The organism is Deferribacter autotrophicus (assembly GCF_008362905.1).
Taxonomy (GTDB): domain Bacteria; phylum Chrysiogenota; class Deferribacteres; order Deferribacterales; family Deferribacteraceae; genus Deferribacter; species Deferribacter autotrophicus.
Genome location: NZ_VFJB01000003.1, coordinates 307865 through 324616, shown reverse-complemented (window position 1 = coordinate 324616; position 16752 = coordinate 307865). Strand labels below are relative to the sequence as shown.

The 16752-nt window shown below is 35.7% G+C and carries 13 protein-coding genes; all 13 read right to left on the bottom strand.

The features are described from left to right. Positions 1–267: 267 nt before the first annotated feature. Positions 268–3354, bottom strand: a complete 3087-nt coding sequence (locus FHQ18_RS03575; RefSeq protein ID WP_149265797.1) for an efflux RND transporter permease subunit — start codon at positions 3352–3354, stop codon at positions 268–270. Continuing rightward, entirely contained in the window at positions 3347–4513 is a 1167-nt protein-coding gene (locus FHQ18_RS03570; RefSeq protein WP_149265796.1) for an efflux RND transporter periplasmic adaptor subunit, read from the bottom strand. The genes FHQ18_RS03575 and FHQ18_RS03570 overlap by 8 nt, the downstream gene beginning before the upstream one ends. After that, positions 4510–5904 carry a TolC family protein gene (locus FHQ18_RS03565; RefSeq protein ID WP_149265795.1) on the bottom strand — a complete coding sequence of 465 codons (1395 nt, stop codon included), beginning with the start codon at positions 5902–5904 and terminating at the stop codon, positions 4510–4512. Before FHQ18_RS03565 ends, FHQ18_RS03570 begins: the two co-directional genes overlap by 4 nt. Beyond that, complete coding sequence (locus tag FHQ18_RS03560) at positions 5889–6512, bottom strand: TetR/AcrR family transcriptional regulator (protein ID WP_149265794.1); 624 nt, start codon at positions 6510–6512, stop codon at positions 5889–5891. Before FHQ18_RS03560 ends, FHQ18_RS03565 begins: the two co-directional genes overlap by 16 nt. Positions 6513–7043: 531 nt before the next feature. Further along, the gene (locus FHQ18_RS03555; RefSeq protein ID WP_149265793.1) at positions 7044–8015 is read right to left on the bottom strand and encodes an NAD(P)H-dependent flavin oxidoreductase; all 972 of its coding nucleotides are present in this window, start codon (positions 8013–8015) and stop codon (positions 7044–7046) included. A 188-nt stretch (positions 8016–8203) separates the two neighbouring features. Then, positions 8204–8500 carry a hypothetical protein gene (locus FHQ18_RS03550; RefSeq protein WP_149265792.1) on the bottom strand — a complete coding sequence of 99 codons (297 nt, stop codon included), beginning with the start codon at positions 8498–8500 and terminating at the stop codon, positions 8204–8206. Positions 8501–8595: 95 nt separating this feature from the next. Beyond that, positions 8596–9516, bottom strand: a complete 921-nt coding sequence (locus FHQ18_RS03545; protein ID WP_149265791.1) for an electron transfer flavoprotein subunit alpha/FixB family protein — start codon at positions 9514–9516, stop codon at positions 8596–8598. 12 nt (positions 9517–9528) lie between these two features. Beyond that, positions 9529–10299, bottom strand: coding sequence for an electron transfer flavoprotein subunit beta/FixA family protein (locus FHQ18_RS03540; RefSeq protein ID WP_149265790.1), 771 nt, complete (start codon positions 10297–10299; stop codon positions 9529–9531). 236 nt (positions 10300–10535) lie between these two features. After that, complete coding sequence (locus tag FHQ18_RS03535) at positions 10536–12527, bottom strand: heterodisulfide reductase-related iron-sulfur binding cluster (protein WP_149265879.1); 1992 nt, start codon at positions 12525–12527, stop codon at positions 10536–10538. Positions 12528–12667: 140 nt separating this feature from the next. Further along, positions 12668–13807 (bottom strand): acyl-CoA dehydrogenase, encoded by a 1140-nt coding sequence (locus tag FHQ18_RS03530; RefSeq protein ID WP_149265789.1) that lies wholly within the window; start codon positions 13805–13807, stop codon positions 12668–12670. Between the two features lie 18 nt (positions 13808–13825). After that, the gene (locus FHQ18_RS03525) at positions 13826–14611 is read right to left on the bottom strand and encodes an enoyl-CoA hydratase-related protein (protein ID WP_149265788.1); all 786 of its coding nucleotides are present in this window, start codon (positions 14609–14611) and stop codon (positions 13826–13828) included. A 15-nt stretch (positions 14612–14626) separates the two neighbouring features. Continuing rightward, entirely contained in the window at positions 14627–15469 is an 843-nt protein-coding gene (locus FHQ18_RS03520) for a 3-hydroxybutyryl-CoA dehydrogenase (protein WP_149265787.1), read from the bottom strand. A gap of 1 nt (position 15470) precedes the next feature. Continuing rightward, positions 15471–16646, bottom strand: a complete 1176-nt coding sequence (locus FHQ18_RS03515) for a thiolase family protein (protein ID WP_149265786.1) — start codon at positions 16644–16646, stop codon at positions 15471–15473. Positions 16647–16752 lie beyond the last annotated feature (106 nt).

Sequence of the window (16752 nt, the reverse complement as noted above, 5' to 3'; positions counted from 1 at the left end):
AACTAATTAATAATATTTAATTTATACCAGTATTACTATAAAAATTCCACCAGTTTTTTAATAATTTATATAAAAAACTCAGAGATGAAACTTATAATATTACTTTATATTTCATGATTTTCATAAATAGCGCATTCTTCTTAACTTTTTGCTATAAAACTAATTAAATAACTATAAAGTTATTATTAATAATTAGTTCTCACTTTTTCAGTGAGAACTAATTATATTATGAATTACAATCTTACATATTTCAATAATTTTCAAATTTTAAAAAAGTTTTTTGGCAAAACCAAGAATATCTTCAATTATAACATATAATCCGGGCACAAGAATTAGTATGATAAAAGTGGAAAAAAGAATACCAAAGCCGAGGGAAATGGCCATAGGGATAAGAAATTTCGCCTGCCTTGAAGTTTCAAATATCATTGGCATAAGTCCAAAAAATGTTGTTAGAGTTGTTAAAAGAATCGGTCTAAATCTTTTTAAACCTGCCTGATATATGGCATCATGAAATGTCTCACCTTCCTCTCTTCTTTTTCTGTTTGCAAAATCTATCAATACAAGGGAATCATTTACCACAACTCCAGAAAGGGCAACTATCCCAAACATACTCACAAGATTCAAGCTATAACCAAGCAACATATGACCTATAATTGCACCGATAATACCAAAAGGGATTGCCACCATGATTATAATAGGTTGAAAATAACTTTTAAATGGTATGGCAAGCATTACATAAATTGCCATTACTGCGATTAACAACCCTTTAAAAAGGGCTGACATACTTTTTCTCAACTCCGATTGTTTCCCTTCAAAACTGAAATTTAAACCCGGATATTTTGCTTTCAACTTCGGCAAAAATTCAGCTTTTAAAGCGGCAACTATTTTAGTAGTTTCCTTTTCAGGTGTCACATTTGCCGTTACATTTACTATTCTCCTGAAATTCCTTCTTTCTATTGTGGTATATGATCTACCACGATCAATATTTACTACTTCCTTCAAAGGAATTTTCGTACCATCTGTTAAAGTCAATATAAAAGTATCAAAAAAATGCTCGAAACTACGCTCTTCATCCGTTAATCGTACCATAATTTTTACTTCGTTGTTTCCTCTTAAAAATCTTTTAGCTTCAGCTCCGTAATATGCATTTCTAAGCTGTCTTCCGATAAAATCTGATGTTAACCCCAAAGCTTTACCTTTCTCATTTATAGTCAAATTAAATTGAATTTTTCCTTCGGTAAAACCATCATCAATGTCAGAAACATTTGAAAAAGTGGCAAGGTAGTCCGCCAATTCACTACTTGCTTTTCGAAGAGTAGGGATATCTCTATGTTGAAGTTCCACTGTAAGGGACGAACCGTGCCCCGGACCGCCAAAATCAGAATAAAACTTGATTGTCTTAATACCTGCTAAACCTTCTGACAACTTTCTCCATTTGCGTGTAAATTCCATAGTACTTATAGGTCTGACTTCAGGATCCGTCAAATAAACCTGTATCCATCCTGAGTTTTTGTTAATATTTGTCAAAATCCCCTGAGCAAGCTTCTCTTTACCATTTTGATCGATTATCTTCTTTGCATTTTCTACAAGTTTTTCTGCAACACTTAAAGTATCAAATACAGAACTTTCCACAGGCAAAACAAATTTTACATAGGCAAAATCAGATTCCACTTTTGGAAAAAAGACTATCCCCACCCTACCACTTCTCACATAAGTTACAGCAAGAAGTAATACCATTATAGCAAGAGTAAAGGTTACGTACCTAAACTTAATGGCAAATTTCAAAACCGGACCGTAAATAGAGTGAATAAATTTTAGAATATAAAGACTTATTTTCTGCTGAACAAAAGTTATATATTTAAGAAACCTAAAAGGCTTATCTTTTTGATGTCCAATATGTGACGGTAAAATTAATAAACTTTCTAACAGAGATATAGTAAATACGGAAATAACAATTACAGGAATTATCCTGAATATTTTGCCCAAAACTCCAGGTACGAAATACATGGGCAAAAAAGCTACCATATTGGTAAGCACGCTGAAAATTACCGGAACCGCCACTTCCTTTGTACCAAAATAAGCGGCTTCTTTAAACGGTTTCCCTTCCTGATGATGCCTGTAAACATTTTCTCCCACCACAATAGCATCATCAACCACTATCCCAAGACAAATGATAAAAGCAAAAAGTGAAATCATATTGATGGAAACATCCATGTGCGGAAACAGAAGCATGGAACCAAGGAAAGAAATAGGGATCCCAAGCATTACCCAGAATGCCAATCTTATTTCGAGAAAAATGGCAAGAAGAGCAAACACAAGAATTAATCCTAATTTAGCGTTTTTCAATAACAGTTCTATCCTTTGTTTAAAAATCAGTGATCTGTCATTGACATAATCCACATAAAGCCCTTCGGGCAGCTCTGCTTTAAGCTGTGTTATAAATTTTTTCACCTCATTAGCAATTTCTATCGGTTTTTGGTCTCCCACTCTGTAAACCCTGATACCGATAGCAGGCATATCATTATATTTGAGATATGCGTCAGTATCTTCAAAACTATCTTTTATGACAGCAATATCACCGAGAGTGATGACTCTGCCATAATCAGTCTTTATGATTGGAATATCTGCTATCTCTTTGCCGTAATCTCTGCGCTCATTTAGCCTGATTAGAATATCTCCACCAGAAGTTTTTATCCTACCCGCAGGAATTTCCTGGTTATATTCTCTAATTTTTCCGGCTATTTCAGACAATGTAAGATTATACTTTTTTAATGTATCCTCAGAAACATCAATGGAAATTTCATAAGGCCTTTCTCCAAGAAGCTCCACATAACTAATCTGCTTGCTTTGTAAAAGCCTATCTTTTATCATCTCTGCTGTTTCACGCAGAACATGGTTATTTTGATTTCCAAAAAGTATTAAAGTTATTGCCTCTCTTCTGCTTGAGGGTATATAAACTTTAGGCTCTTCTGCCTCTTGTGGAAATGATGTGATTCTATCTATTTCACTTTTTACATCTTGGTACAGCTGGTTTAAATCTGCATCGTTAGTTGCTTCTATAACTACAGTGCCAACCCCTTCGTTGGCGGTGGAAGTAATCTTATCTATGCCATCAAGACCGTTCACAGCTTCTTCTATGGGCAGAATCACCCCTCGCTCAATCTCTTCCGGGCTTGCTCCGGGATATGCTACCTGCACAATTACCTGATCCACCGTAAATTCAGGAAAGACTTCCTGTTTTATCTGAGTACTCCAGTATAAACCGCCAACGATAAGAAAAAGCATTAAAATATTAGCTGCAACAGGATTTTCGATAAACCAGGCAATGGGACCTTTTTTGGTAAAATTATTCACTTTCCTTACCCACTTCTTTTAATGGCATATTTTCAACTGGGGCAGCTATATTGGAAACTATTATTTTATCATTTTCACTCAAATCATAAGTAAATACATAATCTTTGTTTTTAAAAACCACATCTATCTTTTTTATAAGCAGTTTTCCATCTTTATTTATCCATACTATATTGTTCTCTTTTAATGCAGTTCTTGGAAACATTAATATTTTAGGTAAAGTTTTACCGAATATTTCCACATTGGCATAATTATGAATCATTACTGGCGACAATTTTTCTAGCTCAGGCTTAATTGAAATAATTGCTTTTACCATCAATCCTTTCTCATCCACTGCTTTTTCTATGCTCTTAATTTTGCCATTTATAACAGTACCATCATCAAAAATTATTTTTGCAAAATTTACGACTTTTAAATCCAGCCATTTTAGCTCCGAGATCGGAAAAAGGGCGATTAGGTAAAACTCATCCGCATAAATTAAGTCAGCAATTTTTGTCCCCTGCGTCACATAACTACCTTCATCAACATATTTTTTTAAAACAAACGCATTGAAAGGGGACCTGATTTTCGTACGTTCTAATTTTAGCTTAGCAAGCTCAAGATCAGCTTTTGCAATTTCAATATTTTCTTTCAATTTGTTGATGTAAGGTTTTCTAAGGATTAAATAAAGAGACTCATTATCGATATTTTTTATGATATTTTTAGCAGCTTTTAGCTCTTTTTCAGCCGATTTTTGTTTGCCAAGCTCGATTTTTAAATCTTCATACAGAGCATTCAAATTTGCTTCTTTTATCTTTAAGTTTAGCAGATAGTCCCTATCATCTATTTTAGCAATTAATTCATTTGCTTTTAAATAGTTTCCTTCCAACAATTTGTCATTTATATATTTAATCTTTCCGCTTACTTCCGGATAAATCGTCACACTTTTTGCAGGATAAATATTGCCAAAGGAATAAATTATATAATTTGTATCCACAATCCTACCTTTAACAGTCTCCACGTAAGTAACCATTTTTTTAGGTTTTTTCCTGGAAATCTTTTTCCTTGTTTTCATCAGATATTTCGACACCGATAACCCTGCATATATAATCAAAACGATAACAATTAAGGAAATTAAACGCTGCAACCACGTCTTTTTGTGGTAACCGTTGTTATTTTTCATTTTTTCCTCTCTTTAATGTTAAACAGTTTTTCATAATATTTACCGCCAGCAGCTTTATATAGACTTATAAGATTTAAAAAATAGTTTAATCTGGCTTCTTCATAATTTTTTTGATAACCCAACAGCGATATTTTTGTACTCAATATAGATATAGAGTTAGTTTTCCCTGCTAAATAGTCATTTTCAATATTCTTTAATTTCTTTTTCTCACTTTCAATCTGCTCTGAAATCATATTCAAAATTTCTTTACTTTTTCTAAGGTTAATAAATGCATCCTCGACCTCTTTTATTGCAGTGTAAACCGTATTTTTATAATTTAAAAATGCCTCATCCTTTTGAATTTTTGCTATCTCCACGGTTAAAGCTCTTTTTCTATAATCAATAAGTGGATATGCAAGATTTGCTGCAAGGTTAAAAAGCCAGTTATCAAAAATTGTAGAAATTTTATTCGAATTATAATTAAAGTTTGCTGAAAGGGTTAATTTGGGAAGTCTATCCGCTTTTGCCAGCTTTATATTCGAATAAGCCTCAAAAAGCTTAATTTGTGCGGTTTTTACATCAGGACGGTTATTCAAAAGATCAGCAGGAATTCCTATATCAAGTAAAGGTGGTATTTTTGGTAGAGAACTGCTCTTTATTCTAAGATCTTCAGCGCTACTTTTACCTACAAGCAATTTCAACTGATTTAACGAAATATTTTCTTCCGCATCAAGCTGAACAAGTTCATTTCTATAATTGATAAGCTGTTGATTTGTGGAAATATAATCATTTAATGTTGCCAGATTATTAACATAATTTGCCTTTAAAACATTTAGTTTTTGTTCGGTGAAAAGGATTTGTTCCTTCAAAATTTTTCTTCTTTCCCTAATTGACAATATATTAAGCCAGTTTTTAGCTACCTCTGAAGAAACCGTTATGGTGGCAGTATCAAAAGCTGCAAGTTGCTCAAGTTTATTCAACTCTGTAATTTTTATCCCTTCCCTGATTTTTCCCCATAAATCTATTTCATATGAAGTATTAAGCCCTAGACTGTATTGATTGGTAGTGATTGTAGGAAATCCTTTTTGTTTTGTTTTAGTTCTTGAATAATCTGCCGTCAAATTAATATGCGGAAAAAGTGTTGTTCTATCCTTTTTGTATTGCAAATCAGCCTCTTTAATTTTCAAAAGTGCTGTTTGCATATTAAAATTATCCTTTATTGCCAGATTGATAAGGTTTTCAAGCTCCTTGCTGTTAAAACTTTTCCACCAGTCATATTTATGTTTTTCAGAAGATGTTATTCTATTGCTAAACTCTTTTTGTGCCAATACCTGTATATCGTTTGTTTCGTTTTTTGAGGCACATCCAATCATTATCAAGATGATAAATAACAATGTTAAATATCTGGACATTCCACATCCTTATAGTTTTTCAATGCAGCCATACTGAATTTATAAATGTGATTTGTCAAAAATGAAATAAGTTCATTTTTACTTTTATTTTCAAGAGCTTCTTTCTTTGCTACCGGACTAAAATTCAAAAATAGACACTGGCTAATTATGCTGTAAACCAGCGGATGATACATTTCATTTTCTACGTTTATAATCTCTTTTAAAATAGAAATAATAATTGTGCGAAACTCATCTTTAATGTTCGAAATAATATCATCGCATATGCCTGTGGGACTAGTAATTTCATGTAGAAAAATTTTGGGCATATAAGAGGCTTCACTATCACTGTAATTCCTAATCAAGACTGTTTTTATAAAATTATAAAGCTTTTTTTCAGGTGGTAAATCCTGAGAAATGATTTTTTTCAATGGTGCTTGTTTTTCACTTAGTTGATATGCAAACAGTAATGAATTTCTATATAAATTATCCTTTGATTGAAAATAATAATTTACCGATGCGATATTTACTTTTGCTAACTTGCATATTTCAGCAATAGTGGTCTTCTTATAACCTTTCTCCGCAAAAAGCCTACAGGCAATACCAAGAATTACCTCTTTAGTATCCTTCAAAACATCCTCTTAAATAATTATTTCAAATAAATATTTAAAATAATTATTTAATGATGTCAAGGATGTTCAAAACTGGAGTCACCCCATTTTTCGAAGATTGTTTTGTTATGTCACCAGCGATGGCTTTTAGGCCCGAAGCAATCTTTCTTTATTGATGTCTTGCCCTTTCGTGCAAGAGATTGCTTCGCTGACGCTCGCAATGACGGAAATCATAGCGTCACCAGCAAGGAGCGGATGCGACGAAGCAATCCCACCGCTACGTCATCGCGAGGAACAAAATGACGAAGCGATCTCTCTTATTTATGTCATTGCGAGGGCTTTTAGGCCCGAAGCAATCTTTCTTTATTGATGTTTTACCCTTTCGTGCAAGAGATTGCTTCGCTAACACTCGCAATGACAGGTTTGTTGTCGTCACTAGTGAGGAGCGAAAACGACGAAACAATATAGCTGAGATTAAAATGTTTAATAGGAGTTGCCACCTTTTCAGTGGCAACTAATTCTACTGCTTACAAAAAATTGGGTGACTCCAGTTTAATCTATTATATTTGCCAATCTATTTTTGATTATCTCTTTTGCTTCTCTCACGATATTTTCTATCAATTCTTTTACTGTAGGTACATCGTTAATAAGTCCCACAACCTGACCGCAGGCAAAAAGAGCATCATCAACATTGCCAGTTTTGATAGCCTCAAGCCCCCTCAATCCACTTAAAAGCGGTGCTAGCTTTTGTAGGGTTGCACCATTATTTTCCATTTCAAGAATTTTTTCAGCATGCTTATTTCTAAGAACTCTTATAGTATTTCTGAGGCTTCTTTCCACAAGCATGGTATCAGTTTCTTTAGCTTCAATTAGCCTTTTCTTTATATTTTCATGTACAGGTGCTTCTTTTGTTGCAACAAAGCGAGTACCCATATTCACCCCTTCAGCTCCAAGAGCAAGGGCCGCCACAAAACCTCTTGCATCACCAAAACCACCTGAAGCAATTACTGGAATATCAAGCTCATCAACTGCTCTTGGTATTAAAATCAAACTAGTTACGTCATCCTCACCAGGATGACCAGCACACTCAAAACCATCGATACTTACAAAATCACAACCTATTTTTTGAGCTTTCAAAGCATGCCTAACCGAAGTACATTTATGAATTACCGTAATATTATTGTTTTTAAGTTTTTCCATATACGGCTCGGGATTTCTACCTGCCGTTTCAATAATTTTAATCCCTTTATCTACAATCACATCTATATAAGCATCGTAGTTTACAGGTCTGAGCGTAGGTAAAAAGGTAAGGTTTACTCCAAAAGGTTTGTCTGTGAGTTTCTTTGCTTTATCTATTTCTTCTGCCAACTTTTCAGGTGTATCGAAAGAAAGGGCCGTTATAATACCAAGCCCCCCGGCCTCCGAAACTGCAGCCGCAAGCTCAGCCCTTGATATCCACATCATACCACCCTGAATGATGGGATACTTTATACCTAAACGTTCTGTCAATTTTGTTTTAAACATTTCATCCTCCTATTTATATAGTCATTCTGAGGACTGAACACCTCATTTAAATTTTATTGCTTGTTGATACTTCCAACAACTAGCCCAACACAACTTCATCCAAACCTTACACAGAGGTGTTCAGGACGAAGAATCTATTTTAGATACTTCTCCACCCATGTACAGATCAGAATGACTAAAAATAGCATTTATTTGCAAGCTTTTAGAAACTTTTGTAATAAATCCGGGCTATTCGTTTTCAACTCGCCAGAAAAAATTTCTTTCATCCCCGGCTTGTAATTCTCATACCAGATCTTCTTAAATAGCTCTGAACTAATTTTGCAAACACAATCAGCATTATCTACAACTTTACCGTCTTCAATTTCAAGGACATCAGGTTTTGCAAAAACAGTCTTTTTCACTGTATCATCTACTACAAAGTAATAGACATATTCTTTTTCCATCCCCTTGTAATTCTGTTTCGCTTCTTCCAGTATCTTTTCCATAATTCCCCCACTAATATTAATTTTGAATGTTAAATGTTAAACGATAAATGATAAAAACAGTGAAAAAGTTAGCGCCTTAGGAGGCGCTAACTTAGTTACCCTTTTATTGTTTTGATTTTTTCTGCCAATGCAGGAACAAACTGCATTACATCGGCAACAACAAGCACATCAGCCACTTCACCAATTGGCGCATCCTTATCGGTATTTATTGCAACAACAAATTCAGACTTTTTCATCCCTGCAAGATGCTGAATAGCACCGGAAATACCACAAGCAACATAAAGCTTTGGTGCAACTGTTTGCCCTGTGGTTCCAACCTGTCTTGAGTGATCAACCCAACCAGCATCAACTACAGGCCTACTTGCACCAAGCTCACCACCAAAAGCTTTTGCAAGCTCTTCTATTACAGGAATATTATCTGGCTTGCCCACTCCTCTACCAGCACTCACTATAATTTCTGCCTTTGTCAAATCAACTGTTTTTGCTTCAGCCTCTTCATACCCTACAAATTCGATAGCTGATTCTGCATCAAGAGAAATTTCCTCAACTTCTGGCTCACCATTTGGCTCAGCTGGAGGAAAAGCACCGGCCTGAATTGTTATTACCCCTTTATCAGTGGCAGGCTTTACAAATCTTCTCAACTTTGCATTGCAGCTTGGTACCACAAACTGTCCATCAACAACCTCTATCACTTCTGATACTTGACCTATTTTCAATGCTGCAGCTATTCTCGGAGCCAAATCCCATCCGTAAGAAGAGTGAACAAATACGATATAATCAGGGTTTTCTTTCTCTACCACTTGTAAAATAAGTTTTTTATGAACATCAGGATTAAATTCACCATGTTTTTCTGCATCAGCAAAATAAAGTTTCCCAGCAACCTTTGGTAAATTATCTTTGTATCCAACAGCAAACCAAATCTTCTCTGCACCCAGTTTATCTGCAAATGTTGCCAATTCGTATGTAGTCTCAAGAAGTTGTTTTTCTCTATATTCTGCAACTAACAATACTTTCATTTCATCCCTCCCTTATAACACTGATGTCTTTTCTTTTAAAATTTGAACTGTTTTTTCAACAAGATCAGCAATATCACCTTCAAGTATAAGAGCTCCACCTTTTTTCTCAGGATAGTCAACCTTAACAGTTTCAACAAGATTGCTCTCCTTTAAAAATTCAGAAATATCATGTGTAAGTAACTCTTTTCTTTTTGCTTTCATAATATTTGGCAATGTTGGATATCTTGGTTCGTTTAAACCAAGTTGGCATGTGAAAAGTGCGGGAAGTTTTACTTTTACAACTGCCTTTTTACCACCTTCAAGCTCTCTTTTCACAGTAACTACACCATCAGCATACTCAAAACCAACAATGGTAGTAACGGCAGGGATTCCAAGCATTTCGGCTAATAATACACCAAACTGACCGCTTCCTCTATCTTGAGACTGCATACCTGTAAAGATAATATCAAACCCTTTGTCTTTTGCAAATTCATAAACTGCTTGAGCTTTCTGATAAGGATCTTTCTTATATTCTTCATCATCTTTCAGATGAACACCTCTATCACATCCCATTGCAAGTGCCTTTTTAATAGCCTCTTTTACCCTTTCAGGTCCAATGGAAAGTACTGTAATATCAGCATCTCCTACCTGCTCTTTCAATCTTACAGCCTGTTCCACAGCATATTCATCATATTCATTCATACGGTATGCAAGGTCTGTCTCGTCATACCATGTCCCTTCACTATTTACCTTAAACTTTGATTCCATATCAGGAACCTGTTTAATACAAACAAGAATTTTCATCCTTACCTCCTTCTATTTACTGATATTATTCCCAAATTTACTAACTACCTTTCATAATTACAGAACAAAAACATTTTTCGGGTTCAGGTTTCCAAAAAATCGCCATGGACGGCGATTTTTGAGAAACCTGCCTCGCAGTGGCACTGGACGTACCACGAAAATGAGAAAAATGTTTTTGTTCTGTGTTTTTTATTTATTTCTTTAATAATATACATTTAAACAGCACTAACTTTTAATTATTCTTGATTTTCCAATCTTTCTACTAATATCTCAGCCAAATCTTTTGCTTTTATCTTTTCATCAAGCTCAGCCATTTTTAATCCATCCTCAAACATAGTAAGACAGAAAGGACAGTTTGATACCAGCATATCTGCTCCAGTCTCTTCAGCCATCTTAACCCTTTTTACACTTATCTTTTCACCAATATTCTCTTCAGCAATTATTCTACCGCCACCGGCACCACAGCAGAAACTCTCATATCTGTTCTTGCTCATCTCTTTTACATTAGCACCAGCTACCTTTAATACATCCCTTGGCTCTTCAAAAATATCCATGTATCTTCCGATGTAGCATGAATCATGATAAGTACACTCAAAAGGCAACTCTTTTATCTGTAACTTTCTATCATTGATAAGTTTCCATAAAAATGTGGTATAGTGCTCCACTTCTATATCAAATCCCAAATCTTTATAATCTCTAGCCAGTGTATTAAAACAGTGAGGACAGGTCGTCACAACCTTCTTCACATTGTAACCTTTAATCACCTCAATATTTTCCATAGCAACCATTTGGTAAAGATACTCATTACCCATCTTTCTTACAGGCTCACCACAGCATTTTTCCTCTTTGCCAAGAATTCCTACTTTGACACCGGCAGCATTACAAAGTTTAATAAAACTCTTTGCCACTTGTTGATTCCTCTTGTCAAAAGAAGCATAGCAACCCACAAAATAAAGAATATCCACATCACTATCTTCACTCATAATTTTCACATCAAGGTCTTTAGCCCAATCCCCTCTTGTGGCAAAACCCATACCCATTGGATTACCGTTAACTTCTACATTGTCCATTGCCATCATTACTTCTTCACCAGGGAATTCCCCTTCCATCAGCACAAGATTTCTTCTCATTTCTAAAATCTTATTAACATGCTCATTGTTTGCAGGGCATATTTCTTGACATGCTCTACAAGTGGTACATGCCCAAATAACATCTTTTGTAACCTTTTCAATCACATTGGTTTCAGCTCCGCTACCAGCGGCTTCACCTATATCCAAGATGAGTTTCATAGGACTTAATGGTTTATCAGTATTGTAAGCCGGACATCTATCCTGACACCTTTTACATCTTGTACAAGCATCGGCATCAAAAATATCCTTCCATGTAAACTCATTAACTTTGCTAACACCGAAACTTTCAGCTTCTTCATTTTCAATATCAATGGTATCGATACTCCCCTTTTGTCTTAAATCTGTGAAAAAATAATTGGCAGATGTGGTAAAAATATGCCTAAACTTTATAAACGGAATTGACGCTATAAAACCGAAAGCAAGAAATAGATGTACCCACCATAATCCTTTATGAAGGGCAAGAAGGGATGATTCACTCATCCCTCTCAATATATTTGCAACAAAAAAACCTACAGGGGACCAATACGCTAGGGAAATATTATTTTTCAATTCTGTGGCAGCCATTCTGGCACCTTCTACAAAAAACCCTGTTACCAAAATGGCAAAAAGAAGCCCGTGCATAATATAATCATCTTTGACCGTTTCAAGCCCTTCAGGTTTAACAAAAAATCTTCTGATAAAAAATCCAATCATCATCAATATGGCAACAAGTCCTGCAATATCGAGAGTAATAGAAAACAGTTTATAAAAAAGACCTTTTAAGAATTTGACACCGAAAAGAGGATGTAAAATATCCGCCTGTAAAAATACAAGTGTAGTACCTATGGTTAAAATTAAAAAACCCCAGAAAAAAAGTGCATGGGCAGTACCTGGACCTGCCACTCTCAATACTTTTGTTTGCCCAAGTACATTTGTAAGTAATAACCTAACTCTTTCGTCTCTATTATCAAAACGATTCAATGGTTTTCCTATCTTATAAATTTCCAAACGCTTTTTAAAACCGTATACAAGAATCCCTATGGCAATAATCGCAAATAAATACATCGGTATAAGTACACCGTGTCCCACATTCCAATAAATTTCTCTTGTCGCTTCCATCACCATATCACCTCTTTGCCTTGATTATTCTATGTTTTTCTCCATTTTTAGGTCTTGAAATAGATTGCTTCTCCGCCCATGCTTACCTGACAACGGGCTAAGGCGGACGAAGCAATCCATTTTGAAACCCCAAACCACACTTACTTCAACAACATCTTTGAAATTACAATCCTCTGAACTTCGTTTGTCCCTTCATAAATTTCAGTGATTTTTGCATCTCTAAACATTCTTTCAATTTCATATTCACAAATATATCCGTATCCACCATGAATTTGGATAGCCTCTTTTGTCACATAAGTTGCTGTTTCAGAGGCATACATCTTTGCCATTGCCGATTCAATGGCGTTGGTTTTTTTCATATCTTTGAGCCATGCCGCCTTGTAAGTTATAAGTTTGCTTGCTTCTATTCTTGTTGCCATATCTGCAAGCTTAAACTGTATTGCTTGAAAAGCTGCAAGAGGTTTGCCAAACTGTTTTCTTTCCTGAACATAAGCAATACACCTTTCAAAAGCACCTTCAGCTATACCTAACGCCTGTGCAGCAATACCGATTCTACCACCGTTCAATGTCTCCATTGCAATTTTGAAGCCATCCCCCTCTTTACCAAGAAGATTTTCCTTTGGTATTTTTACATTATCAAGAGCAAACGCGGTGGTATAACTTCCTCTAATCCCAAGCTTTTCTTCATTTTTCAGAATTTCAACACCTTCACTGGTCAAGTCAATAATAAAAGCTGATAAACCTTTATGTTTTAATTCCTTATCCTTTGTTGCAAAAAGTACACCAATACCTCTAAAAGCACCATTTGTAATAAAAATCTTAGAGCCATTAATTACATAATAATCACCTTCTTCCCTGTAAGTAGTGGAAATATTTGCAACATCGCTACCAGCTTCCGGCTCAGTGAGCAGTATACATCCTATTTTTTCACCAGTAGTAAGGGGTGGTAAATACTTTTTCTTTTGCTCCTCTGTCCCAAATTGCAAAATAGGATCACATGCCAAAGATGTATGGGCAGAAATCATAACCCCCGTAGAAGCACATGCTTTAGATACCTCTTCTACAGTCATAATGTATGAAAAATAATCAAGGCCAGCTCCACCATACTCCTCCGGAATATAGGTGCCAAGAAAACCCATCTCTGCAATCTTTTTCACAAGATCTGCTGGTATCTCATGGTTTTTATCAATATCTGCAGCAATCGGTTTTATCTCATTGTTTACAAAATCCCGCAAAGTGTCCTGCAATACCTTGTGGTCTTGAGTTAATTCAAAATTCATGATCATTCCTCCCTAATTTTATTTTCCTTTAAATTTCGCTTTTCTTTTTTCTACAAATGCACTCATCCCCTCTTTTTGATCCTCAGTGTTAAACAACAGTCCAAAAAGAGTGCTTTCATAATCTAAAGCTTCGGATAAATTCATATTTACACCGGTTAAGATAGCACTCTTTGCAAAAGCCACCCCTTTAGGGGAATTTGAAGCAATCTTTTTAGCTGTTTCAAAAGCCCTATCCATTAAAGATTCTTTATCCTTTAATACTTCACAAACCACATTTATCTCTTTTGCTCTTACCGCAGAAATCATCTGACCTGTAAAAATGAGTTCATTGGCAATCTTTTCGCCACAAATCCTTACAAGATTCTGAGTCCCCCCAAAACCCGGCATAATTCCAAGTGTTACCTCAGGGAATCCTAACTTTGCATTTTCTGATGCATAAATTATATCGCAGGCTAAAGCCAATTCAAAACCACCACCAAGGGCATAACCATTTACAGCAGCTATAACAGGCTTCTTCATTTTTCTAATGAATCTGATAATACTGTGCCCTTTTTTAGCAAACTCAGCAGCTGCAATAGCATCCATACCCAGCATCTCTTTTATATCAGCACCTGCCACAAAAGCTTTTTCACCATCACCAGTTATTATCACACACTTTACATCATCATTATTTTCAATCTCATAAAGAGCACATTCTAGCTCACTCAACACTTCACTATTCAACGCATTAAGTGCCTTAGGTCTGTTCACAGTTAAAAGAGCTATGTTGTCTTCTATCTTTAATACAATATTTTTATACTCCATAATTACCTCCCAGATTTATTGATAATCATAAAAACCTTTACCTACTTTTCTCCCCAAATATCCAGCTCTAACCATATTTACAAGTAATGGACAAGGTCTGTATTTGTCATACTTGAATTCATTGTAGAGCACTTCCATAATTGCCAGAACGGTATCAAGCCCTATAAAATCTGCTAATTCAAAGGGCCCCATTGGTTGGTTTGTACCAAGCTTCATTGCTTTATCTATATCTTGGATAGATGCCACACCTTCAAAATGTGCAAAAATTGCCTCATTTATCATTGGTATCAAAATTCTGTTAACGATAAAGCCAGCATAGTCAGAAGCTATGGCAGTTTCTTTCCCTAGACTTCTAGCAAGCTCCACAGTCTTTTCAAAAGTCTCATCACTTGTGGCAAGCCCTCTAATAATCTCAACCAATTTCATTACAGGCACAGGATTCATAAAGTGCATCCCAATAACTTTATCTGGTCTGTTAGTCACAGCAGCTATCTTTGTAATTGATATTGATGACGTATTAGTTGCGAGAATAGCTTCAGGCTTTGCCAGATTATCCAGTTTTCTAAAAAGCTCAAATTTTATATCTTCATTCTCAGTAGCAGCCTCTATAAAAAAATCAGCATCTTCCAGTAACTCAAGCTGATTTACTGTTTCAATGTTTGATAAGAATTCTTCAATCCTTGATTCCTCAAAAAGCCCTTTTTTAGCCTGTCTTTCCATATTTTTCCTAATAACCAGAAAAGCTCTTTCAAGCTGAGATTGACTTATATCATAAAGGCCTACTTTAAATCCATGCTGAGCTAAAACATGGGTTATGCCTGAACCCATCTGTCCTGCACCGATAACTGCCACCTTCATCTTACACCCTCTCAAAAATTGCACTTACAGCTTCACCACCACCTATGCAAAGAGTGGCAAGCCCGTATTTTGAACCTCTTCTATGCATCTCTTTTAAAAGGGTAACAGCTAGCCTACCACCACTTGCACCTACAGGATGCCCTATGGAAACTGCACCCCCGTTTACATTCACTTTTTCAAGAGGCAAATTTAAATTCTTCACAGCAAAAAGAACAACAGCAGCAAAGGCTTCATTTATCTCAAAAAGATCAATATCTTCAATTTTCAACCCAGCTTTTTCACAAACCTTTTTAATTGCACCCACCGGCGCCAGAGAAAACTCATCAGGATGAATACTGTTTGTGGCATAAGCTATAAGCTTGCCTATTGGCTTTAAATTGTACTTTTTAAGAGCATCTTCGCTTGCAAGAATTAAACATGCTGCACCATCATTAATCGTGGAAGCATTAGCTGCAGTAATCGTTCCATCTTTTGCAAAAACCGGTTTAAGCTGACGCAGCTTTTCAAATTTTACACGGAAAGGTTCTTCATCAGTATCTACAATCACTTCCCCTTTCTTTGTAACTTTTACAACAGGAACAATTTCATCCTTAAATATCCCTTCATTTATCGCTTTTTGAGAAAGTTTATATGATCTTTCTGCATAGTCGTCTTGTTCATCCCTTGTGAGGCCCTCTTTTTTGATAGTCTCCTCAGTCAACATCCCCATATGCCTGCCTGAATAAGGATCTAACAAAGCATCATAAATCATCAAATCCACAATCTCCCCATTCCCCATCCTGTAACCGTATCTTGCCTTATGAAGTGCATAGGGGCTCATAGACATACTCTCCATCCCACCTGCAATCACAATATCGGAATCTCCAACCATGACGGATTGTGCTCCGAGCATCAAAGACTTCAAACCGCTACCGCACACCTTATTTATTGTCATAGCATGCGCCTTGTCCGGAATGCCGGCATACCTCATCGCCTGTCTGGTAGGTGCCTGTCCAAATCCTCCCATCAAAACCTGGCCTAAAATTACTTCATCCACAGCATCTTTAGGAATACCTGTAACATCAAACAGTTTTTCAATAACAGTAGCAGCAAGCTTTGCAGGATGAACATCAGAAAGTGCCCCACCAAAAGAGCCAAAAGGCGTCCTCAACCCTTCTACCACATACACCTCTCTCATAACTCACCCCATTGTAATTTTACAATCTTATAACTATGTTTAACGTAAATGTCAAGTAATCTATAACGTTATCTTAAATATCTTGAACAAAAATTCAACCCTAGGT

Excerpts from the sequence above, each read along its gene's own strand:
- FHQ18_RS03570 (WP_149265796.1), bottom strand. The coding sequence starts at position 4,513 with ATGAAAAATAACAACGGTTACCACAAAAAGACGTGGTTGCAGCGTTTA.
- FHQ18_RS03565 (WP_149265795.1), bottom strand. The coding sequence starts at position 5,904 with ATGTCCAGATATTTAACATTGTTATTTATCATCTTGATAATGATTGGA.
- FHQ18_RS03555 (WP_149265793.1), bottom strand. The coding sequence starts at position 8,015 with ATGTTTAAAACAAAATTGACAGAACGTTTAGGTATAAAGTATCCCATC.
- FHQ18_RS03550 (WP_149265792.1), bottom strand. The coding sequence starts at position 8,500 with ATGGAAAAGATACTGGAAGAAGCGAAACAGAATTACAAGGGGATGGAA.
- FHQ18_RS03545 (WP_149265791.1), bottom strand. The coding sequence starts at position 9,516 with ATGAAAGTATTGTTAGTTGCAGAATATAGAGAAAAACAACTTCTTGAG.
- FHQ18_RS03540 (WP_149265790.1), bottom strand. The coding sequence starts at position 10,299 with ATGAAAATTCTTGTTTGTATTAAACAGGTTCCTGATATGGAATCAAAG.
- FHQ18_RS03535 (WP_149265879.1), bottom strand. The coding sequence starts at position 12,527 with ATGGAAGCGACAAGAGAAATTTATTGGAATGTGGGACACGGTGTACTT.
- FHQ18_RS03530 (WP_149265789.1), bottom strand. The coding sequence starts at position 13,807 with ATGAATTTTGAATTAACTCAAGACCACAAGGTATTGCAGGACACTTTG.
- FHQ18_RS03525 (WP_149265788.1), bottom strand. The coding sequence starts at position 14,611 with ATGGAGTATAAAAATATTGTATTAAAGATAGAAGACAACATAGCTCTT.
- FHQ18_RS03520 (WP_149265787.1), bottom strand. The coding sequence starts at position 15,469 with ATGAAGGTGGCAGTTATCGGTGCAGGACAGATGGGTTCAGGCATAACC.
- FHQ18_RS03515 (WP_149265786.1), bottom strand. The coding sequence starts at position 16,646 with ATGAGAGAGGTGTATGTGGTAGAAGGGTTGAGGACGCCTTTTGGCTCT.